At 43.9% G+C, this 18,582-nt stretch carries 17 protein-coding genes; 5 read left to right on the top strand and 12 right to left on the bottom strand.

Going from position 1 to position 18,582, the window contains the following annotated elements; all coding sequences use genetic code 11:
* Nucleotides 1-242: 242 nt before the first annotated feature.
* From AC57BQ_RS19980 to nagB, 4 genes are all read right to left on the bottom strand, one after another.
* A complete protein-coding gene (locus AC57BQ_RS19980; protein WP_496407941.1) occupies nt 243-3,113 on the bottom strand; it encodes a M16 family metallopeptidase in 2,871 nt (956 codons plus the stop codon).
* A 65-nt stretch (nt 3,114-3,178) separates the two neighbouring features.
* Entirely contained in the window at nt 3,179-3,685 is a 507-nt protein-coding gene (locus AC57BQ_RS19975; RefSeq protein ID WP_496407940.1) for a DUF2059 domain-containing protein, read from the bottom strand.
* A gap of 2 nt (nt 3,686-3,687) precedes the next feature.
* Nucleotides 3,688-4,797 (bottom strand): acyltransferase family protein, encoded by a 1,110-nt coding sequence (locus AC57BQ_RS19970; RefSeq protein WP_496407939.1) that lies wholly within the window; start codon nt 4,795-4,797, stop codon nt 3,688-3,690.
* Between the two features lie 373 nt (nt 4,798-5,170).
* A complete protein-coding gene (gene nagB / locus AC57BQ_RS19965; RefSeq protein WP_496407938.1) occupies nt 5,171-7,093 on the bottom strand; it encodes a glucosamine-6-phosphate deaminase in 1,923 nt (640 codons plus the stop codon).
* 215 nt (nt 7,094-7,308) lie between these two features.
* Between nagB and AC57BQ_RS19960 the strand changes: the two genes are divergently transcribed.
* Complete coding sequence (locus AC57BQ_RS19960) at nt 7,309-8,502, top strand: anhydro-N-acetylmuramic acid kinase (RefSeq protein WP_496407937.1); 1,194 nt, start codon at nt 7,309-7,311, stop codon at nt 8,500-8,502.
* Between the two features lie 45 nt (nt 8,503-8,547).
* On the top strand, nt 8,548-10,053 hold the full coding sequence (locus tag AC57BQ_RS19955) for an NAD(P)H-hydrate dehydratase (protein WP_496407936.1): 1,506 nt from the start codon (nt 8,548-8,550) through the stop codon (nt 10,051-10,053).
* A gap of 360 nt (nt 10,054-10,413) precedes the next feature.
* Here AC57BQ_RS19955 and AC57BQ_RS19950 read toward each other — a convergent pair whose 3' ends face one another.
* The 6 genes from AC57BQ_RS19950 to AC57BQ_RS19925 all read right to left on the bottom strand — a co-directional run bounded on the left by AC57BQ_RS19950 (nt 10,414) and on the right by AC57BQ_RS19925 (nt 14,860).
* Nucleotides 10,414-11,238 carry an anti-sigma factor gene (locus AC57BQ_RS19950; protein ID WP_496407935.1) on the bottom strand — a complete coding sequence of 275 codons (825 nt, stop codon included), beginning with the start codon at nt 11,236-11,238 and terminating at the stop codon, nt 10,414-10,416.
* 4 nt (nt 11,239-11,242) lie between these two features.
* Complete coding sequence (locus AC57BQ_RS19945; protein WP_496407934.1) at nt 11,243-11,794, bottom strand: RNA polymerase sigma factor; 552 nt, start codon at nt 11,792-11,794, stop codon at nt 11,243-11,245.
* Nucleotides 11,795-11,818: 24 nt separating this feature from the next.
* Nucleotides 11,819-12,703: a lipoyl synthase gene (gene lipA, locus AC57BQ_RS19940; protein ID WP_496407933.1), complete on the bottom strand. Its 885-nt coding sequence runs from the start codon at nt 12,701-12,703 to the stop codon at nt 11,819-11,821.
* Between the two features lie 251 nt (nt 12,704-12,954).
* A complete protein-coding gene (ytxJ, locus tag AC57BQ_RS19935; RefSeq protein ID WP_496407932.1) occupies nt 12,955-13,284 on the bottom strand; it encodes a bacillithiol system redox-active protein YtxJ in 330 nt (109 codons plus the stop codon).
* Nucleotides 13,285-13,533: 249 nt separating this feature from the next.
* Complete coding sequence (gene ribH, locus AC57BQ_RS19930) at nt 13,534-14,028, bottom strand: 6,7-dimethyl-8-ribityllumazine synthase (RefSeq protein WP_496407931.1); 495 nt, start codon at nt 14,026-14,028, stop codon at nt 13,534-13,536.
* A 154-nt stretch (nt 14,029-14,182) separates the two neighbouring features.
* Nucleotides 14,183-14,860: a tetratricopeptide repeat protein gene (locus tag AC57BQ_RS19925; RefSeq protein ID WP_496407930.1), complete on the bottom strand. Its 678-nt coding sequence runs from the start codon at nt 14,858-14,860 to the stop codon at nt 14,183-14,185.
* 300 nt (nt 14,861-15,160) lie between these two features.
* On the opposite strand from AC57BQ_RS19925, the gene recF reads away from it, so the two are divergent.
* Both recF and AC57BQ_RS19915 read left to right on the top strand, forming a co-directional pair.
* Nucleotides 15,161-16,261, top strand: a complete 1,101-nt coding sequence (gene recF, locus AC57BQ_RS19920) for a DNA replication/repair protein RecF (RefSeq protein ID WP_496407929.1) — start codon at nt 15,161-15,163, stop codon at nt 16,259-16,261.
* Nucleotides 16,254-16,544: a DciA family protein gene (locus AC57BQ_RS19915; RefSeq protein ID WP_076376360.1), complete on the top strand. Its 291-nt coding sequence runs from the start codon at nt 16,254-16,256 to the stop codon at nt 16,542-16,544. Before recF ends, AC57BQ_RS19915 begins: the two co-directional genes overlap by 8 nt.
* Here the strand turns inward: AC57BQ_RS19915 and AC57BQ_RS19910 are convergent.
* Together AC57BQ_RS19910 and AC57BQ_RS19905 are read right to left on the bottom strand one after the other, a co-directional pair.
* The gene (locus AC57BQ_RS19910) at nt 16,531-16,725 is read right to left on the bottom strand and encodes a hypothetical protein (RefSeq protein WP_496407928.1); all 195 of its coding nucleotides are present in this window, start codon (nt 16,723-16,725) and stop codon (nt 16,531-16,533) included. The genes AC57BQ_RS19915 and AC57BQ_RS19910 overlap by 14 nt on opposite strands.
* 165 nt (nt 16,726-16,890) lie before the next feature.
* Entirely contained in the window at nt 16,891-17,310 is a 420-nt protein-coding gene (locus AC57BQ_RS19905) for a nucleoside-diphosphate kinase (RefSeq protein ID WP_166090819.1), read from the bottom strand.
* A 253-nt stretch (nt 17,311-17,563) separates the two neighbouring features.
* Here AC57BQ_RS19905 and AC57BQ_RS19900 point away from each other — a divergent pair, with 253 nt between their 5' ends.
* The gene (locus AC57BQ_RS19900) at nt 17,564-18,574 is read left to right on the top strand and encodes a DHH family phosphoesterase (protein WP_496407927.1); all 1,011 of its coding nucleotides are present in this window, start codon (nt 17,564-17,566) and stop codon (nt 18,572-18,574) included.
* Nucleotides 18,575-18,582: the final 8 nt, after the last annotated feature.

Genomic DNA, 18,582 nt, shown 5'->3' with positions numbered 1-18,582 from the left:
TCGAAGCATGGTGGGTGGCTTCTGCGCTCTACCCTTCGACTGAGCTCAGGGTGACACCCTTTTAACTAATCTATAATATCAAGTCATGCCGAACTTGTTTCGGCATCCCATCAGTAGGGTTATACATGATGTATAATTGTCCTGTGAGATCCTGAAACAAGTTCAGGATGACGTAACGTTACAAAAACGCCCCGCCGGGTTTATCGGCGGGGCGTTTGTATTTTATATCCCTGAGAGAAAAATTATCTCTTTTCTGTTTTCTCTGGCATTAGTACCAGTTTGATATAGTTTTTACCGATCAGGTATTTGTTGGCGGCATCTTTGGTGCTTTGAACAGTTACCTGGTCCAGGCTATTTACATGGGTCAGGATCTGGTCGGGGTTTTCTTTGTTTTGTAAGGAAGAAGCCAGGTAGCTTGCCCAAAAGAAGTTTTCTTTCAGTTGTTCCTGCGTTGAACGGGCTTCTTTGGCCACAAACTTCTGGATGTCTGTTGGCTGGGCACCGTTCTGTTTGATCTTACCAATTTCCTCGATAGTGGCATTGATCAGCTTATCTACATTTTCAGGCGCGCAACCAAAATAAATGTTGATGCTGTAACGACCTCCTGGAATTTTGCGGTAGGAGGCACGTACGCCCGGAGCATAAACACCGCTTTCCTGCTCGCGCAGGCGCTCTATCAATTTAATGTTTAACACCTCTTCCAGCGCGTCCATTTGCAGGTTGTTGGCATCATTATAATCATAATCGCCGCTGAAAACCAGTTGTACGCTGCTTTTTTCGCCTACACCTTTATTCACCGTGGTATTGACGATGCCTGCGGGCGGATGGATCTCGAGATTTTTATAGTTTTCGTTACTGTTGGTTGATGGCAGGGCACCTAAGTAATGGGTTAGGAATGGCTTAATGGTTTCTACATTGAAATTACCAACCAGGGTAAAGGTAAATCCGCTGGCATCGGAAAAACGGCTTTTATAAAAGGCGTAAGCTTTATCCAATGTGGCCTTGTTTAACCTGTCGATCGTGGTTACCATCGACCTGAAGTTATGGTTGCTCAAAACAGCCGACACAGTATCCTGGAAAACATTTACAGGGTCGAGACCGCGATTGGCCAGCAGCGACCGGGTTTGGTCAATTTGTGATTGCCAGATATCCTTATCCTTACGGGGTTGTGTAAAGTACAGGTAAACAAGCTGCATAGCCGTTTCAAAATCTGCCGGCGACGAATTACCGTTGATACCCTGCGCATAGTCACTGATGTAAGGTGATATGTTTACGTTTTTACCAGCAAGCTTTTTATCCAGCTGGCCCTGATTAAATTGGGCAATACCACTGCTGCTTACTATAGGTGAGGCTAAATTTGCGGAAGTAAAATCCTCATCATTAGCCAATGATGTACCACCAAATGAGTAACCGTTGATGAGGATCTGGTCGTTACGGAAATCGGTAGGTTTTAAGACAACCTTTACACCGTTGCCTAAGGTAAGGGTGGTGGTGCCGATGGCCTCATCCTTCACCTCGTTGGTAACAGCACTACCATCGGGCAACTTACTGATCAATGGATCTGACGATACATTATCAACATACGCAGTTACATTTTGCCCTGCCGAAGCTATCCATTGTAAAATGGTTTTTTCATCGGGCAATTTGTCCTTATCCTTATCCGGGCCTTCCACGATCACCACTCGGTTTTGGTCGCTGATGAATTTACCGGCAAGGGCGTTCATTTCGGCAAGGCTTATTTTGCCAATGTTGTTTACATAAAAATTGTATTCAAATTCAATACCGGGTATAGCTTCACCGGTTAAAAAGTTTTGCTGGTATTCCCGTACAAAATTTACCGAGCGGGTTTTGTCGCGTTCTCTATAAGCATTGCCTATACCTACCAGGGCATCCTGTTTGGCGCGTTCCAGCTCGGTAAGGGTAAATCCAAATTTGCGGGCGCGTTCGGTTTCGGCAACTACGGCTTTAACGGCGGCTTCCAATTCACCAGGTTTGGATACAGCGATGGAGGTAAACGCGTCCTGTTCGCCAATAAAATTACCATAGCTGGAGTGGCCATATAAAAATGGTGGATTAGGTTTTTGCAGCAGCTCACCCAAACGAGCGTTTAGCATCTGGTTAAACAGCCCCTCACGTATTTGCTGCATGTAGTCGGTAGTGGTTTTAGTTGCTGCTCCCGGATGTTTTACAACGATCTGGGCAAGCGTGTACGGAAACTCCTTATCGGTAGCTATTTTAACCGCGGTGCCAGGTGTTGGCGGTACGGTATATTTGGTGCGTGCTTTTTCGCCGGCCGGGTTTTGCAGCTGCGAAAAGTTTTGTTTGATGAGCTCCTCTACACGCTTCGGATCAAAATCGCCCACAGCTATAACTGCCTGCAGATCGGGACGGTACCAGTCGTGGTAGAAACTTTTAATGGTTTCCGGTTTAAAGTTTTTCAATATATCCTCTTTCCCGATAGGCAAGCGCAAGGCATAGCGCGAATTATTCAGCAATACCGGTAAGGTTTGCAACTGTAAACGTTCCTGCGCGTTTTTACCGCGAAGACGTTCTTCTTCTAACACCACACCGCGTTCTTTATCAATTTCGCTGGGGTCAAAACTTACATAGCCGGCCCAGTTGGCCAGTATTTTAAAGCCGTTCTCAAATATTTTAACCGTATCCGACGGGATGGGCAGCTGATACACGGTCTCATTAAAGGAGGTATAGGCATTCAGGTCGGCGCCAAATTTTACACCTGATTTTTGCAGATAATCAACCATTGCGTTCTTCGGGAAATCGCGGGTGCCGTTAAAAGCCATGTGCTCGGTAAAGTGGGCCAGGCCCTGCTGATCGTCGGTTTCCAAAACCGATCCGGCTTTATTCACCAGGTATAGTTCGGCCTTGTTCTTCGGCTCCACATTCTTGCGGATGTAATAGGTTAAACCATTAGGCAGTTTGCCTATGATCACCTGGTCATCAACGGGTAAGGTGTTAGCTTTTGTCGCCGTTTGTGCAGCAGCCGGTTTATTTTTTGCCGGGGCGGCTGGCTTTTTCTTTACTTGTGCTATGGCACTTCCCGAGCTGATGATCACTGCCAGGGCAACTGCGGAAAGCTTAAGGTTTAAATTCATATAATTAATGGGGATATATAATGCTAAGATGCAAAACGAAACTCTTAGTTACAAGTTACTTGATGTTAATTATTCTTTGGGGCCGGAGCTGCGTCGGCCTGAAACGCATCCTTCATCATTTGTTCCAGTTCGGGGCGATGATCGGCAACCGCTTGTTGTCCTAATAACATTCCCTTTTGTATCAAAATAGGGGCTTTAACACTCACTTTTTTTCCGAGCGGGGTACTATAAAAAGCAGTTAATTGTTTAAGCTCATCCTCGGTAAATTCAGCCGCGTAGGTTTTTTCAAGTCGGTCTTTCAGGGCATCCCAGGTGAAGTACTTAGCCATAAAAGCGTTCATTACTTTCACGTATGATGCCCGGTTTGCCTCGGGTATCTGTGCGCTTGAGGCATCTACCATTTTATTTAATATATCGCCGAATTGAGCGCTCACTCCCGTAGCTATCAAATATTGTTCGGCGGCCTTGAGGTGCGATGGTTTAAAATCGGGAGTAGCAGTTTGCGCTTTTAAATGAGTGGCAAACAGAAAAACAGTTGCCGTAAGGATGATAAGGTTGAGTTTTAATTTCATGATTATATTTTGATAAAGATTTTTTTGATGTAGAATACCCACATCACCAGCCATAATATGGCCACCGTAAATATAGCGCTGACCAGCGAAGCATTGATGGGCGAAAAGTAAGGTGCAAATAAAGTTTGATAAATGGATGCCCCGCCAATTTTGATCATACCCATATAATGCGGGATATAGCCCGACAATACATAGGCGGTAATGGCATTGGCCCCGAAAACTACAAAAAAGTAGGTGAACCGCTTGCGGCCCTGCACATCAATAAGCCAATAACAAAGGGCCAGGGCAATAGTGGCCAGTCCGCCGGTGTATAGCACAAATGAGCTTGTCCACAATGCTTTGTTGATGGGGAAAAACAGGTCCCAGATTAGCCCCAATATCACAGCAATTACGCCATAGGTAAACATCCAGCTTACCTTAACATTATCGTCGCGGTCTTTACGTTTTAGCCAGCTGCCTACCCGTATGCCAAATAAGCCTGTAGCTATGGCGGGTAAGGTGCCCAGCAAACCTTCAGGGTCCCAGGTATGTGATTCGCGCCAGAGGTGGTTGGTGGTAAATACGAGTCGATCAATCCAGGCACCCATATTGGTTTCGGGTTTCAGATTGGCATAGCCCACACCGGGTACCGGTATGCAGGTCATGATGATAAAATAACCAATGAGCGCGAAGGCAAAGATCCAGTCGCGGGTTTTTTGTGATGTTTTGAGGTAGAGGATGGTGCAGATAAAATAAACCAGCGCGATGCGCGGCAATACTCCGGGCAGGCGCAGATGTGCCAATCCGCCATCCGGATGAAAGATCAATTGCGTGATCCAGGGAATAGCGATCAGGATAGCAGTACGGCGCAAAGCATTTAATAACAATTTACCATGTGGTACGGTAGCTTTTTTGCTTTCCATAGCATACACCACAGATACCCCGACCATAAACAGGAAGAAGGGAAACACCAGGTCGGTAGGTGTGCAACCATCCCATTTAGAGTGTTCCAGTGGAGCATATATATGCCCCCAGTCGCCCGGGTCATTTACCAGGATCATGGCGGCTATGGTGGCACCACGGAAAACATCGAGGGAAAGGAGCCTGGTACTTTTGATTTGTGTGGCGGTCATTTAGGTTGTACGTTTTAATTATCTGTGTTTTAATTCCCTCCCCACGGGAGGGGTGCGTTTGGTCTGTGCGTAAAGGCAGGGAGGGGTTTATACAAGCGATTGAACCATACGCTTAACGAAACCCCTCCCTGCCCCTCCCGAGGGAGGGAATCGCACATACCCAGGCTTTCTTTTTATTCCCGTTGCCTGTGTGTCCTCACAGACAACTTCTGCTATTTCAACTGATAAATAAATCGGCTGTGAGTACACAGCCGATGGAATGCATAAAAACCATGTCATTGCGAGGAGGAACGACGAAGCAATCGCGAACTGTGCAAGTCCTCTCTGTAAATTTCGCGATTGCCACGCTACGCTCGCAATGACATATTGTTTTTTAGAACTTATACCGCTTAAACGCCTCCATGGCCTCATACTCCGCCAGTCCGAGGCGGTCATAACGCTGTGCAGTATCACGGGTACGATCTTCAGCCCTTACCCAGAACTCCCTTGCATCATCACCCGGGAACACAGGACGATCTTTTTGCGACTGATGTTTAAAGATGGCATTCCGCTTGCGGATCACCTCCTGTGGTGAAAGCGGCACAGCCATTTCAATTTCATACGTTTCAAACTCGTGCCATGCACCGCGATACATCCATAACCAGCAATCATCCACCCAGGCCTCTTTCCCTTTCAGGCGCGCCAAAGCAGCCAGGATAATGTTGAAACACACCAGGTGGGTACCATTCGGATCGGCAAAATCACCGGCCGCGAAGATCTGCTGTGGTTTTACTTTTTGTAAAAGCTCGATAGTTAAGAGAATGTCTTCCTCACCCACCGCGTTTTTCTTGGTTTTGCCGGTCTCGTAAAAAGGCAAAGCCATAAAATGGATATGGTCATCCTGTAAACCCGCGTAACGGGCACCCGAGATCGCTTCGGTCTTCCGAATAAAACCTTTTACATTGCGGATCTCCTGTGTATCGATCTGGTTGGGTTGTTTCTGCGGGAAAAAGCCGCGCATCTCTTCATATAGTTTTTTCAGGTGACCAGGATCTTCACCGATACTGTTGGTAAAATCAATGGCGAACTCCATGTAACGTAATACATCATCATCCCAAACGGCAGTATTACCCGAAGTCTGGTAAGCTACATGCACATCATGCCCCTGATCTACCAAACGGATAAACGTACCCCCCATGGAGATCACGTCATCATCCGGATGCGGAGAAAAAATGATCGAGCGTTTTTTGGCAGGTAAAGCACGCTCCGGACGCTGTGAATCATCCGCATCGGGCTTGCCACCCGGCCAGCCAGTAATGGTATGCTGGATCTGGTTAAAAATATCAATGTTGATGTTGTATACCGGGCCCTGCTCCACAGCTAATTGCGCCATGCCATGGTTATTATAATCCTCTTCGGTCAGCTTCAATACCGGTTTACCAATCGTGTCGGCCAGCCAGATCACCGCTTTTTTCTTCAGCACATTATCCTCCCATGAACAATCTTTAACCAGCCATGGGGTATCAAAACGGGTGAGTTCCGAAGCAGCGGCCTCATCCAGTACAAACTCTACATGGTCAGACAATTGCAGGTAAGTAGCCGGCACTTCGCCAGACATTTCACCTTCTACTGCTTTTTTGATGATGGGCGCTTTTTTCTTGCTCCAGGCCATCAGGATAATTTCGCGGGCTTTAAAAATAGTACCGATCCCCATGGTGATAGCTTTGGTAGGCACATTGGCTTTACCACCAAAATCACGGGCGGCATCACTGCGGGTCAGGTCATCCAAAGTCACCAACCTCGTGCCCGAGTTAGGGGCAGAGCCCGGCTCGTTAAAACCGATGTGACCGGTACGACCGATCCCCAGGATCTGGAGATCAAGACCACCGAGTTCTTCGATCTGGCGCTCATAATTTAAACAAAAAGCCACCACATCATCTTTATCCAGGGTGCCATCAGGGATGTGTACGTTAGCTTTATCAATATCTACATGGCTGAAAAGGTTCTCATACATGAAAGTCACGTAGCTTTGAGCTGCATCGGGTTTCATGGGAAAATACTCATCGAGATTGAAAGTGATCACGTCGCGGAAAGAAAGGCCATCCTCTTTGTGCAAACGAATCAGTTCGGCATACACGCGGATGGGAGTAACACCGGTAGCTAAACCGAGCACGGTTTTTTCACCCTTACTTTGTTTGTCGCGGATGAGTGCTGCAATGCGAGCCGCCACCGCTACCGAGGCTTGTTGCTGGGTACCATAAACGCTTACCGGCAGCTTCTCGTACCGGGTCTCTTCCAATAAATTTAATCGGGCCATGTATCAGTATTAATAAGTTTATATGCTTGTTCCAAAACAAATATATCAGATATTTATGTAGTGCAGCTATTAATTTAGTGTAAATCCTCTCCAAAGGAGAGGACTTTGATTCGCAAACGTTTGTGTTAAGCCCTCTCCTTTGAAGAAGGGTCGGGATGAGGCCTTTTATTAATTTAACTTTTGCAAAGCCCCGCAACAAATCGTAATTTAAAGCCATGTTACCGTTTAATCAAAATCTGCAGCAGCTGTTCAATATCGCCCAAAAAAATAAAAAGATGGGTATTGGTCTCATGTCGGGTACTTCGCTGGATGGGCTCGACATCGCCCTGTGCAGTTTCACCGGCAGCGGTCTGCAAACACAGTTCGAGCTACAGCAATTTATCACTATACCCTATCAACAAAGTTTTAAGGATGAAGTGCAGCAGGTTTTTGCCCGCAAAACAGCCGACCTGGAGCAGGTAACTTTACTGAATGCTTTTATAGGTAACTATCATGGCCAACTGGTTTTGGAAGCGCTGGCCGGCTGGGGAATAGATGCAGGTTCGGTTGATTTTATAGCCAGTCACGGGCAAACCATTTACCATGCGCCGCAACGGCTGCATCATCGGGCCAATTATCCAAATGCCACCCTGCAAATTGGAGATGGCGACCACCTGGCGGTAAAAACCGGGATCTTAACCATCAGCGATTTCAGGCAGAAACATATCGCCGCCGGTGGTGAAGGCGCGCCTTTGGCTTTATATGGCGACGTGCTGTTGGGCAGTAAACCCGGCGAAAACCGGATACTATTGAATATAGGAGGGATAGCCAATCTCACCTATCTGCCTGCTGATGGCGATGCCAATCAAATCTTATGCACAGATATCGGTCCTGGAAATACGCTGATCGATGCGGCTTGTCGTAAATTTTTTAATACGGCTTATGATAAAGATTCGGCTATTGCCTATGGTGGTAAAGTAAATGAAGACCTGCTCAGGGCATTGCTCAACCATGCCTTTTTTGAGGAGGCGGCTCCAAAAACCACGGGTCCCGAATTATTTGGTTTGGCCTATGTGGAGCAGGCGCAGTTACGAACCGGGACGGAACACATTAAAAATGAGGACCTGGTTAGTACCTTAAGCATGTTTACCGCGGTAGCTATTGAGCATTTTATCCGGACAAATATCAAGGCCCATGATCTGCATGTATTTATAAGCGGCGGTGGTGCCCGAAATCCTTTTGTGGTTAATTATTTAAAACAGGCATTGGCCGATACCCAAATTGCCGATACCAGCAGCCTGGGAATTGATCCCGATGCCAAGGAAGCTATACTATTTGCCTTGCTGGGTAACGAGGCCCTGTGTGGTGAGCCGATGACCATTGGCAATAACCCTGCTGTGCTGATGGGGAAGTTTAGTTTTGCGCATTAGGAACTTTACAAAAACAAAACATATTATTCCTTACTTTAGAATAATATGCTGCCTTTATTAGTTGCCGAACAAATACGCCAGGCTGATGCCTATACCATAGCCCATGAGCCCATCTCCTCTGTTGATCTGATGGAGCGGGCTTCCAAAGCGTTTGTGGGCTGGTTTATCAATCATTTTCCGGATAAAAAACAATCGATCAGTTTTTACTGTGGCACAGGCAATAATGGCGGCGATGGACTAGCCATCGCGCGTATACTCCATCAGCATCAGTATAAAAAACTAACCGTAAGGATAGTGCGTTTCAGCGATAAAACTTCTGCCGATTTTGATATTAACCTGAAGCGTTTAAAACAAATTGATATCCCGGTAAGCGAAATAAATAAGGGAGAAGAGCTCCCTGATGATAACAGCGCCATCATTATCGACGCACTTTTAGGCAGCGGTTTAAATAAACCGCTTACCGGCGATTATGAGCGATTGGTTAAACATATCAATGCCCTAAACAAAACAGTTGTGGCTGTTGATGTGCCTACCGGGCTTTTCTGTGATGGAGAAATACAACCAGAGGCCATAGCTATTGAAGCCGATCTAGTGATCAGCTTTCAGCAACCAAGGATCAATTTTTTGCTACCTGAATCGGCACCCTATATTCATTGTTGGGAAGCGGTAAATATTGGTATTGACGAGGGATATGTACGATCCATAAACTCGCCTTACCAGTTTATAGAGGAAAAGGATGCAAAGACCTGGTTGAAACCACGGGGACATTTTAGTAACAAAGGTACTTACGGACATGCCCTTATTATAGCCGGGCAGGCCAAAACCATGGGAGCGGCACTGTTATCTGCTTCTGCCGCTGCTCATGCCGGTGCAGGGCTTACCACTGCCTGCGTACCCGAAAGCGGACTTACTGCCCTGAACAGCTATCTGCCCGAAATTATGGCCATTGTGCGTAACGAAAATGAATTGCCCGAAATTGAATGGGATAAGTTTAGTTCGATAGCCATTGGACCTGGCCTGGGCAAAGGTGATGATGCCTTTAAATTGTTATCGGCATTGATCAAAAACTATAAAAAGCCTATAGTTGTTGATGCCGACGCGCTTAATTTGTTGGCAGAACATCCGGAGTTATTGAAAAAATTACCGCAAGGAAGTGTGCTAACACCCCATATGAAAGAGTTTGATCGTTTGTTTGGTGAGCATAAAAACTGGTGGCAACGGTTGCAAACAGGTATGGAGCAGGCTAAAAAATTGAATATCCATATCGTTTTAAAAAATGATTATACCATAACTCTATCGCCGGAGGGACAGGCTTACTTTAATTCATCAGGCAATGCGGCTATGGCATCGGGTGGTATGGGCGATGTTTTGACGGGGATCATTGCAGCTCTGTTGGCTCAAAAATATACACCTTTGCAAGCTTGCCTTATTGGTATTTATGTACACGGCAAAGCCGGCGATGAATTGGCATTACCCAATAGGTTAAATGTGGTTTTGCCGGGCAAGCTTATCACTCAATTGCCGGTTACCATGGCCAAGCTAATGGCATAAAAAAACGGTTGCAAGTATTGATACAACCGTTTTTGATTAACTATTAACTGATCTTATAAAGAACTAAATACTCAAATTTATGGCGTTAGATTTATGATATTCATTAGGTTTTTCGATCTAACTATACATAAGACGCACCAACTACCCTAATAGTTACAAAAAAACAAATAATTTGTCTGGATTTCGGTTAAATAATTGTTAAATAACACGATAAGGTACTGGTTTGTTTACAAAAGTAGCTTAAAATAGCTTTAACTGGGGTATAAACTGTGTTAAAATTTGTTAAAACTGTCGGGGATAGGGAATGAACTACGGGGACCATAGTATGATAAATGCAATAAAACAGAGGAATAGTGTGGATCAGAATTTACCCAAAACCATCATTTGATCCATGGTAGGGTTAACGCTGCCGCCTTTTGGTTCAAGGGTCACGGCAAAAGCATCGGCAAGTGCTATCGACTTCATCTCTTTCATGCCGGTCGAATCATTTTTGGCATCAAAAACACCCAGGTCAACCGGTTTGCCACCAACTAATGCCCAAAGCTGGTATTGATGGTCTTTATCGTTCTCGGGCAGTTTAACATTGCCCATGTCGATCATTACTTTTTTCCTGGAAGGGCTAAATGCCAGCATTACAACTGATGCCGGGGTTTTAGCTGTTCCCTGTAGTTTTAATAATTTAAAAGATGGGTCGCGGAAAATGCCCAGTTCCCTGTCCATTAAATTTACACGGTTACTAAAATGTTGATTTTGCAATTGTATAGCCTCCAACTGGTTGGTAGATTGTTGCAGACGCGAGTAAACGCTCAGCAAAGCAATGGTGCTGGCTACCAATAAAGCCAAACAGGCCGCGAAGGCATATTTATAAAAGTTGTTTTCCTTACGTGCGGTTAATTCCACCAACTTATTATGGTTAACCGGCTGTGGCTTTTCGGGGAAATTATTATCGTCGCCCAAATTGGTAAGGATGCTGCCCATTACCCGGCTACGTAAATTTTCTGAAGGTTCAACCGCATTTTCCTGAGCGTACAGTTCCAGGGAGCGCTCAATTTCATCCAGTTCCGCTTTTACGGCAGGATGTTTCTTGGCCATCTCTTCCACCTGCAACTTTTCGTCGGAGGTTACATCCCCCAGAACGTAAAGTTCCAGTATCCCTGTTTCTATATATGCTCTTATATCTTCCACTACTTCAATTAAAATGTTTTCTGAGTTGCTGTATACCCATTCGCAACCGCGTTTTAATGGTACCCAGCGGAACGCCTAACTCATCAGCAGCTTCCACATGCGTGTAACCTTTAAAATACACCAGATCGATTATTGATTTTTGTTCAGGCTTTAACGTATCAACCAGATCTTTAACACCCATCAACTCAGGCTTGTAAACCGTGCTCCTTTGCTCGTCAATGGAATTTACGGTATTTTCAAGTTCCTGGTTTTTATTCTGGTTCTTAAAATCCTTTGATCTGATTTTATCTATAGCCAGGTTGCGCGCGATATTTACCATCCAGGTAAACAGGCGGCCTTTTTCGGTGCTATAGCTTGAGAAGGAATGCCAGATCTTTACAAAAGTTTCCTGTAAAACATCTTCGGCAATGGCGGTGTCGACAACAATGCGTGAAATAACGCCGAACAATGCAGCAGAATACATATCATATAAGGCCTCAATAGCAATTTTCTCATGATTTCTCAATGAAAAAACCAACTGCTCCTCGGTCAGCGATATTTTATGTTTCTTACTCAACAGTGTGAATATATAAAGGAATTATCACATATCAAACAGATGCTTTTCTGCATGATAGGATGAACGTACCAATGGTCCGCTCTCTACGTATTTGAAACCTTTATCTAATCCAAATTGTTTTAACCGGGCAAACTGATCGGGGTGGATCCAGTCAATTACCGGGTGGTGGTTACGTGTTGGCTGTAAGTACTGGCCTAAAGTAAGTATGTGTACACCAGCCGCCAGCAGATCGTCCATAGCTTCTAAAATATCATCTTCGGTTTCGCCTAAACCCAGCATAATGCCCGATTTGGTACGTAAACCCGCTTCAGATACATGTTTTAAAGCTTCCAGACTACGATCATACTTAGCCTGGATGCGAACCTCTTTGGTCAAGCGGCGTACAGTTTCCAGGTTGTGTGATACTACCTCAGGACGAGTTTCTAAAACGCGAGCCAGGTTATCCCAGTTCCCCCTGAAATCGGGCAGTAAAGTTTCTAATGTAGTATCAGGGCTTTCGCGGCGTATCGCATTGATAGTTTCGGCCCAGATAATGGATCCGCCGTCTTTCAGGTCGTCGCGGTCAACAGAAGTGATCACGCAGTGTTTTACCTGCATTAGTTTTACCGAAGTAGCTACACGGTTTGGCTCGTCTACATCAACAGCCAAAGGCCTGCCGGTTGCTACGGCACAAAACGAGCAAGAGCGGGTGCAAATATTACCCAGTATCATGAAGGTAGCTGTGCCGGCTCCCCAGCACTCACCCATATTGGGGCAATTACCACTCTCGCATATGGTGTGCAGCTTATGTTCATCAACCAAACTGCGTACATGCGTATACTCTTTTCCAATAGGAAGCTTTACCCTAAGCCAATCGGGCTTGCGTTGAGGTTGTTGGCTAACAGCAGGAATTACCGGCAAATCAATCATGGTACAAATGTAGTTAAAAACCAAATAACCCTTTATGGGCTATAGTACAAGTTTTACGAATAAATTATAATGAGAGGTCTGAAGCAAGAGGCAAGAATCAGGAAACAAGACAAAATGTGCACCACGCCATTGCGAGCGTAGCGTGGCAATCCCCGATCTGTAGGCCCGCTTTTGTATAGTTAGGAATTGCTTCGTGCCTCGCAATGACGCGTGCGGAGAAGTCCTCCGATACTATTTTCTGAAATTCTTTGCTAATTTAAAACCGACAGGGCTTCGTCAACCGAGATCTGGCCATGTGACTGATCGAGCACACATTCACCGTCTTTGATCAGCAGCAGCTGCGGCGATTCGTGGTGTACCTGGAAAATTTCGGCTACTTGTTTTGACAGATCACGGTAACTGATGAGATCTAAGAAATAAAGGGGCATGTCTTCGGGAAGATCTTCCCAGTCCAACTCAAAACGTTTTTTTGCCATCATGCTGATGGAACAACGGGTACTGTGTTTAAATATAAGGCTGTAGCCCTGGTGCTGTTTAATGCTATTCAATTGATCTACCGACTCCAACGAAATCCAATTCATAAAGATAATGATATAGTGTACAGTGCTATAAGTGTTATTAAAACACAAAATAACGCAAAAAACTTCCTATAGCTTTAAATGAAAATAAAAAATGACAATTGCCTGTTAACGACGGCTTTTAGGATATGAACCATAAGCTGGGCATAGTTTATTGGAGCATGACGAGATCGTGCATCCAACTACCAGGGCTATAAACGCTATGTAAATAATTTTTTTCATCGTATTAATTGATACAGGTTTTTACGTTGATCAGTTGTTTAATGTTTCGGCAAGATGGGCCATTTTTATAGCTGTAATAGCAGCCTCATCGCCTTTGTTACCATGTTTACCACCGGCACGGTCAATAGCCTGCTGCTGGTTATCAGTAGTTAACACACCAAATATAACAGGTTTTGAATATTTTATGGCAACATTACTTACACCATTTGCCACAGCATTACAAATAAAATCAAAGTGGCGGGTTTCGCCTTGTATCACACAACCCAGGCATATCACCGCTTCCAGTCCGCCTTTTTTTAACAACAGGTCGGCGCCCGATGTAAGCTCAAAGCTGCCGGGTACCGGGTATACTATAATGTTTTCGGGCAGGGCGCCATTATTTACCAGGCTTTGATAGGCACCCTGGTAAAGGGCATTGGTAATTTCGGCATTCCATTCGGCTACAACAATACCAAAGCGGTATGGCTTTGCTGATGGGATCTCGGTATTTGAAAAATCTGATAGGTTTTTAAGCTGTGTAGCCATTTTTATTTCGGATTTCGGATGTTCGATTTATGATTTATTTTATTTGAATTTCGGATTCAGTTTCTGTATAAACAAAAAATGTTCGATTCTGGATTTAAAGGCCCTTGCAAGTCTGTAAATCCGAAATCGAACATTCGACATCCGAAATCGAGAATTAAAGTTTCGCTTCGGTACGAGCTATATACTCGTCAATATTTTGTGCTTCTGCACTTTCAGGATATTCTGATTTTATCCTTTTGTAAGCCTCGGTGGCTGATTTGTTATCTTTTTGCTCTTCGTAAACCAAGCCTAATTTCTTTAAATAAAGAGGTGATAAAAATTTGTTTTTCGCTTTATCAACAGCTTTGTTAAATGACGAGGCTGCTTTATCATAATCTTTTAGCTCTACATAAGCATCACCCGCGCTACCTAACGCTTCGGCAGCTACCATGCTGTCGTCGCCACGATAGTTGTTCAGGTTATCAAGCGCTTTACGGTATTCGCCTTTGTTTAAATAAGCGGTACCTAAGTAAAAATAAGCCAGGTTAGCGGCCTTGGTATTGCTGTATTCGGTAATGATCTTTTCAAAACCTGGATAGCTGGCATCGCCTTTAATAGCTTTGTCCCAATCTTTTTTAGCCCAAAAATCCTGCGCAACGTGCATTTGGTCGGCAGCCTGAATTTCGCGCGGACCTAAATATAATTTCAGATATAAAAGATAAATAGCAATAAGGGCAATGATGGCCCCACCTATAAATAATAGGCTTTTTTGATTCTCGCGCACGAAATTTCCGCTTTGTCCAAAATTATTTTCTGGTGATGCAGCTTTGGTGTTCGCCTGGGTTTTTGACATTGTTGTTCTAAAATTAAGTGTGCAAAGTTACGGTTTTCAAAATTTCTGGCAATAGCTTTTGTATTAAATCTTTATGGAGATGATTTTACGCCCAATTATACCAAAGATTATTGGGGAATAATGGGTTATTTAAGCTGTTATTTTTTCTGAACCATGATTATGCAATTAAAGGATTCTCCTGATTTTTTCGTAATAATCATCTCTTATTCTCCGAATCTGGCAAATCATGGTTCAGACAAAATAATGAAGCAGTGAACTGCTGAACTAATGAACAATTCTAACTAAATTTGCCTCCCCATTATGTATTTGCAGCAGCTGTCAGTTATCAATTTTAAAAATTACCAGGAGGCCGAGCTTGTGTTTAGCGCGGGGGTGAATGCCTTTACCGGTAACAATGGAGCCGGCAAAACCAACCTGTTGGATGCTATTCATTATCTGTCGTTATGTAAAAGTTATTTTAACCCGATAGATAGCCAGCAGATAAAGCAGGACGAGGATTTTTTTATCATCACCGGTGTTTTTAATAAAAATAAACAAACCGAAGCGGTGGCCTGTTCTGTTAAACGTAACCAGAAAAAACAGTTTAAACGGAATAAAAAAGACTATCAGCGCCTGGCCGACCATATAGGGTTGCTGCCACTGGTGATGATCTCTCCATATGATACCAGCATTATTACCGAAGGGAGCGAAGAGCGCCGCAAGTTTGTTGATAATGTAATATCGCAAACCGATAATCATTATCTGGATGAGCTCATTACCTACAATAAGGTGCTGGCCAATCGTAACGCGCTGTTAAAATTGATTGCCGATACCGGCCGTTACGACCCCAACTTGCTGGAAGTGCTCGATGAACAGCTATCGGCCTCCGGCAACCGTATATTTGAAAGACGCAAAGCTTTTATGGAAAGCTTTACCGCTATTTTTAACAGCCATTATAGTTTTTTGAGTGATGGGGCCGAGCGTGTTGAACTGGTTTATGAATCACAACTGTTGCAAGATGACTTCGCAGCTTTGTTAAAAAGGAATGTGGAGCGCGACCGGGCACTTGAGCGTACCACCGCGGGCATACATAAGGACGACCTGCAATTTGGCATCCATGGTATGTCAATGAAAAAATTTGGGTCACAGGGGCAGCAAAAGTCGTTTTTAATTGCGCTTAAGCTGGCACAGTACACTTTTTTATATCAGCAAAAAGGATTTAAACCTTTGCTGCTGCTGGATGATATTTTTGATAAGCTGGATGATGAACGCGTTACCAAGTTGATGAAAATGGTATCCAATAATGATTTTGGACAAGTATTTATCACCGATACAAGCGTAAATCGCGTACAGGACATTTTTCAGCGAATAAACGTAGATGTAAAACTATTTAAAGTAACAGGAGGGGTAATTGATGCGTAAAGCAAATGACAAATCGTTAAAGGATGCTATTGACCAAATGCTGAACGTTTATAAAATTAAACGCCGCTTTGACGAAACCGCTGTAGTGGCCGCCTGGCCCGAGCTGGTAGGTAAACCTGTGGCCAACCGCACCAAAGAGTTATTTATCCGTGATAAAAAATTGTTTCTGCGTATCGAATCGTCGGTGATCAAAAACGAGCTCATGATGATGCGAGCCCAGATCATGGATAAGATAAACGAAAAAGCAAACGGGATACTGGTTGAGGAGGTTATTTTTCTTTAGAAAAACGGAGCCTATGCCTTACGCTAATATCATCACTGATCATGGAGTAGGCAAAAATGAATATGCCCGGAATGATAAAAGCCAGCTGAACCTCTGGGTGGGCTTTATATAGCAGAATAGATGCTGCTGCCAGGCACACGATGAGTAAGAGGTATATGATACATTTCAGAAATAGTTTCATACAGTATAGCTTTAAAAATTACCAGGTTATTAATTCAGGGTGAACTCAATAAAAATGTAATATTAACCCTGTTGGGTAAATCTACAAAACATATACCAAAATAAAACAAGAAAATAACATTTACCGGTGTAATTAACTGAATTACACCGGTAAGTTATCTAAAAGTTAAAATCTTTCGAAAGCCGAAAAGAAGAAGTTGCCTTCGATATCAGCATTCTCATCAGAATCAGATCCGTGAACAGCGTTTGCGTCAATTGATTTAGCGAACAGGTTACGGATAGTACCTTCTTCTGCCTTAGCCGGATCGGTAGCACCGATCAGCTTACGGAAATCTTCAATAGCATTATCTTTCTCCAATATAGCGGCTACAATAGGGCCTGATGACATGAAGCTAACCAGGTCTTTATAAAAAGGACGTTCTTTGTGCACTTCATAAAACTGGCCTGCTTTTTCGGGGCTTAATGAAGTATATTTAAGAGCGATGATCTTGAATCCACTCTTCGTGATCTTGTCTATAATCGCACCAATGTGGCCGTTTGCTACCGCATCGGGCTTTATCATGGTAAAAGTTCTGTTGGTTTTCATTGAAATGGTTTGTTTTAATTAGTATCAAGTAATTAGTATCAAGTATCATGATTTCTTGCAAGCTATTAATGCCACTTTTAGAAACTGTCTTGATACTTGATACTAATTACCTGATACTATATGATTTCATTATTGCTTTTTAAAATTGGCGCAAAAATAGGTTTTTACATCTGTAACATAAAGCGTTTTGAATTAAATTAGATGGTTTGTATTTAATTTATTTATTTAGCTTTGCAACTCTTTTTTAAAATTGATGTTAGATTTAGCCTCGCTTAAAGAACTTTTAGCACAGCCTCAAAAAATAGTGATCACTACCCATCATAAACCTGATGGTGATGCGATGGGCTCGTCCTTAGGTTTATATAATTATCTGATACAGCAGGGCCATCATGCTAAGGTGATCACCCCTACAGATTATCCCGATTTTTTGAGTTGGATGCCTGGTAACGAGGAGGTTATTATTTATACCGAGCATCAGGAACAATCGGCAACGCTCATTGCTGATGCCGATATCGTGTTCTGTCTGGATTTTAATGCCTTGGGCAGGATCAATCAAATGGGTGAGCTGGTAGGTGCAAGCAGTGCCTACAAGATCATGATCGACCATCACCTGGAGCCCGAAGATTTTGATGATTACCGGCACTGGAACATCAACGCCTGTGCTACCGCCCAGCTTATTTATGATTTTATTGTAAATGAGTTACAACACCCCGAATTAGTTAATAAGGATGTAGCTACCTGCCTGTATACCGGCATCATGACGGATTCGGCATCATTCAGGTTACCCAATACTACCTCAACCGTACACCGTATAGTAGCCGATCTGATTGACGCGGGCGCGGTTAACTGGCGCATACATGAGCTGGTTTATAATAGCGCGTCTGAAGGCCGGCTCAGGTTTCTGGGGCATTGCCTGGCCAATTGCCTGGAAGTGTTGCCCGAATATAATACTGCTATTATTGCAGTTAGTAAAGACGATCTTGAGAAATATGACGTTGATACCGGAGATACGGAAGGAATTGTGAACTATGCTTTATCCATGGCGAGTATACGCCTGGCAGCATTTATTGTAGAACGACGCGATAAGGTAAAACTTTCGCTGCGCTCAAAAGGAGAATTTCCGGCTAATGAGATCGTTAAAAAATACTTTAGTGGTGGCGGTCACCGTAATGCGGCCGGCGGCCATTCTGAAGACAGCCTTGAACAGGTTATACAACAGTTTAAACTAATATTACCAGAATATAAAAAACTATTAATACAGTAAAACAGTAA

The sequence above is a fragment of the Mucilaginibacter sp. BGA-UO-ETr-C110 genome, assembly GCF_059567985.1.
Note: the sequence above shows the minus strand (reverse complement) of the source record. Positions and strands in the feature narration are given on the sequence as shown.

Coding starts and splice junctions, on each gene's coding strand:
- AC57BQ_RS19980 (WP_496407941.1), bottom strand. CDS start 3,113: ATGAATTTAAACCTTAAGCTTTCCGCAGTTGCCCTGGCAGTGATCATC.
- AC57BQ_RS19975 (WP_496407940.1), bottom strand. CDS start 3,685: ATGAAATTAAAACTCAACCTTATCATCCTTACGGCAACTGTTTTTCTG.
- AC57BQ_RS19970 (WP_496407939.1), bottom strand. CDS start 4,797: ATGACCGCCACACAAATCAAAAGTACCAGGCTCCTTTCCCTCGATGTT.
- nagB (WP_496407938.1), bottom strand. CDS start 7,093: ATGGCCCGATTAAATTTATTGGAAGAGACCCGGTACGAGAAGCTGCCG.
- AC57BQ_RS19960 (WP_496407937.1), top strand. CDS start 7,309: ATGTTACCGTTTAATCAAAATCTGCAGCAGCTGTTCAATATCGCCCAA.
- AC57BQ_RS19955 (WP_496407936.1), top strand. CDS start 8,548: ATGCTGCCTTTATTAGTTGCCGAACAAATACGCCAGGCTGATGCCTAT.
- lipA (WP_496407933.1), bottom strand. CDS start 12,703: ATGATTGATTTGCCGGTAATTCCTGCTGTTAGCCAACAACCTCAACGC.
- ytxJ (WP_496407932.1), bottom strand. CDS start 13,284: ATGAATTGGATTTCGTTGGAGTCGGTAGATCAATTGAATAGCATTAAA.
- ribH (WP_496407931.1), bottom strand. CDS start 14,028: ATGGCTACACAGCTTAAAAACCTATCAGATTTTTCAAATACCGAGATC.
- AC57BQ_RS19925 (WP_496407930.1), bottom strand. CDS start 14,860: ATGTCAAAAACCCAGGCGAACACCAAAGCTGCATCACCAGAAAATAAT.
- recF (WP_496407929.1), top strand. CDS start 15,161: ATGTATTTGCAGCAGCTGTCAGTTATCAATTTTAAAAATTACCAGGAG.
- AC57BQ_RS19915 (WP_076376360.1), top strand. CDS start 16,254: ATGCGTAAAGCAAATGACAAATCGTTAAAGGATGCTATTGACCAAATG.
- AC57BQ_RS19910 (WP_496407928.1), bottom strand. CDS start 16,725: ATGAAACTATTTCTGAAATGTATCATATACCTCTTACTCATCGTGTGC.
- AC57BQ_RS19905 (WP_166090819.1), bottom strand. CDS start 17,310: ATGAAAACCAACAGAACTTTTACCATGATAAAGCCCGATGCGGTAGCA.
- AC57BQ_RS19900 (WP_496407927.1), top strand. CDS start 17,564: ATGTTAGATTTAGCCTCGCTTAAAGAACTTTTAGCACAGCCTCAAAAA.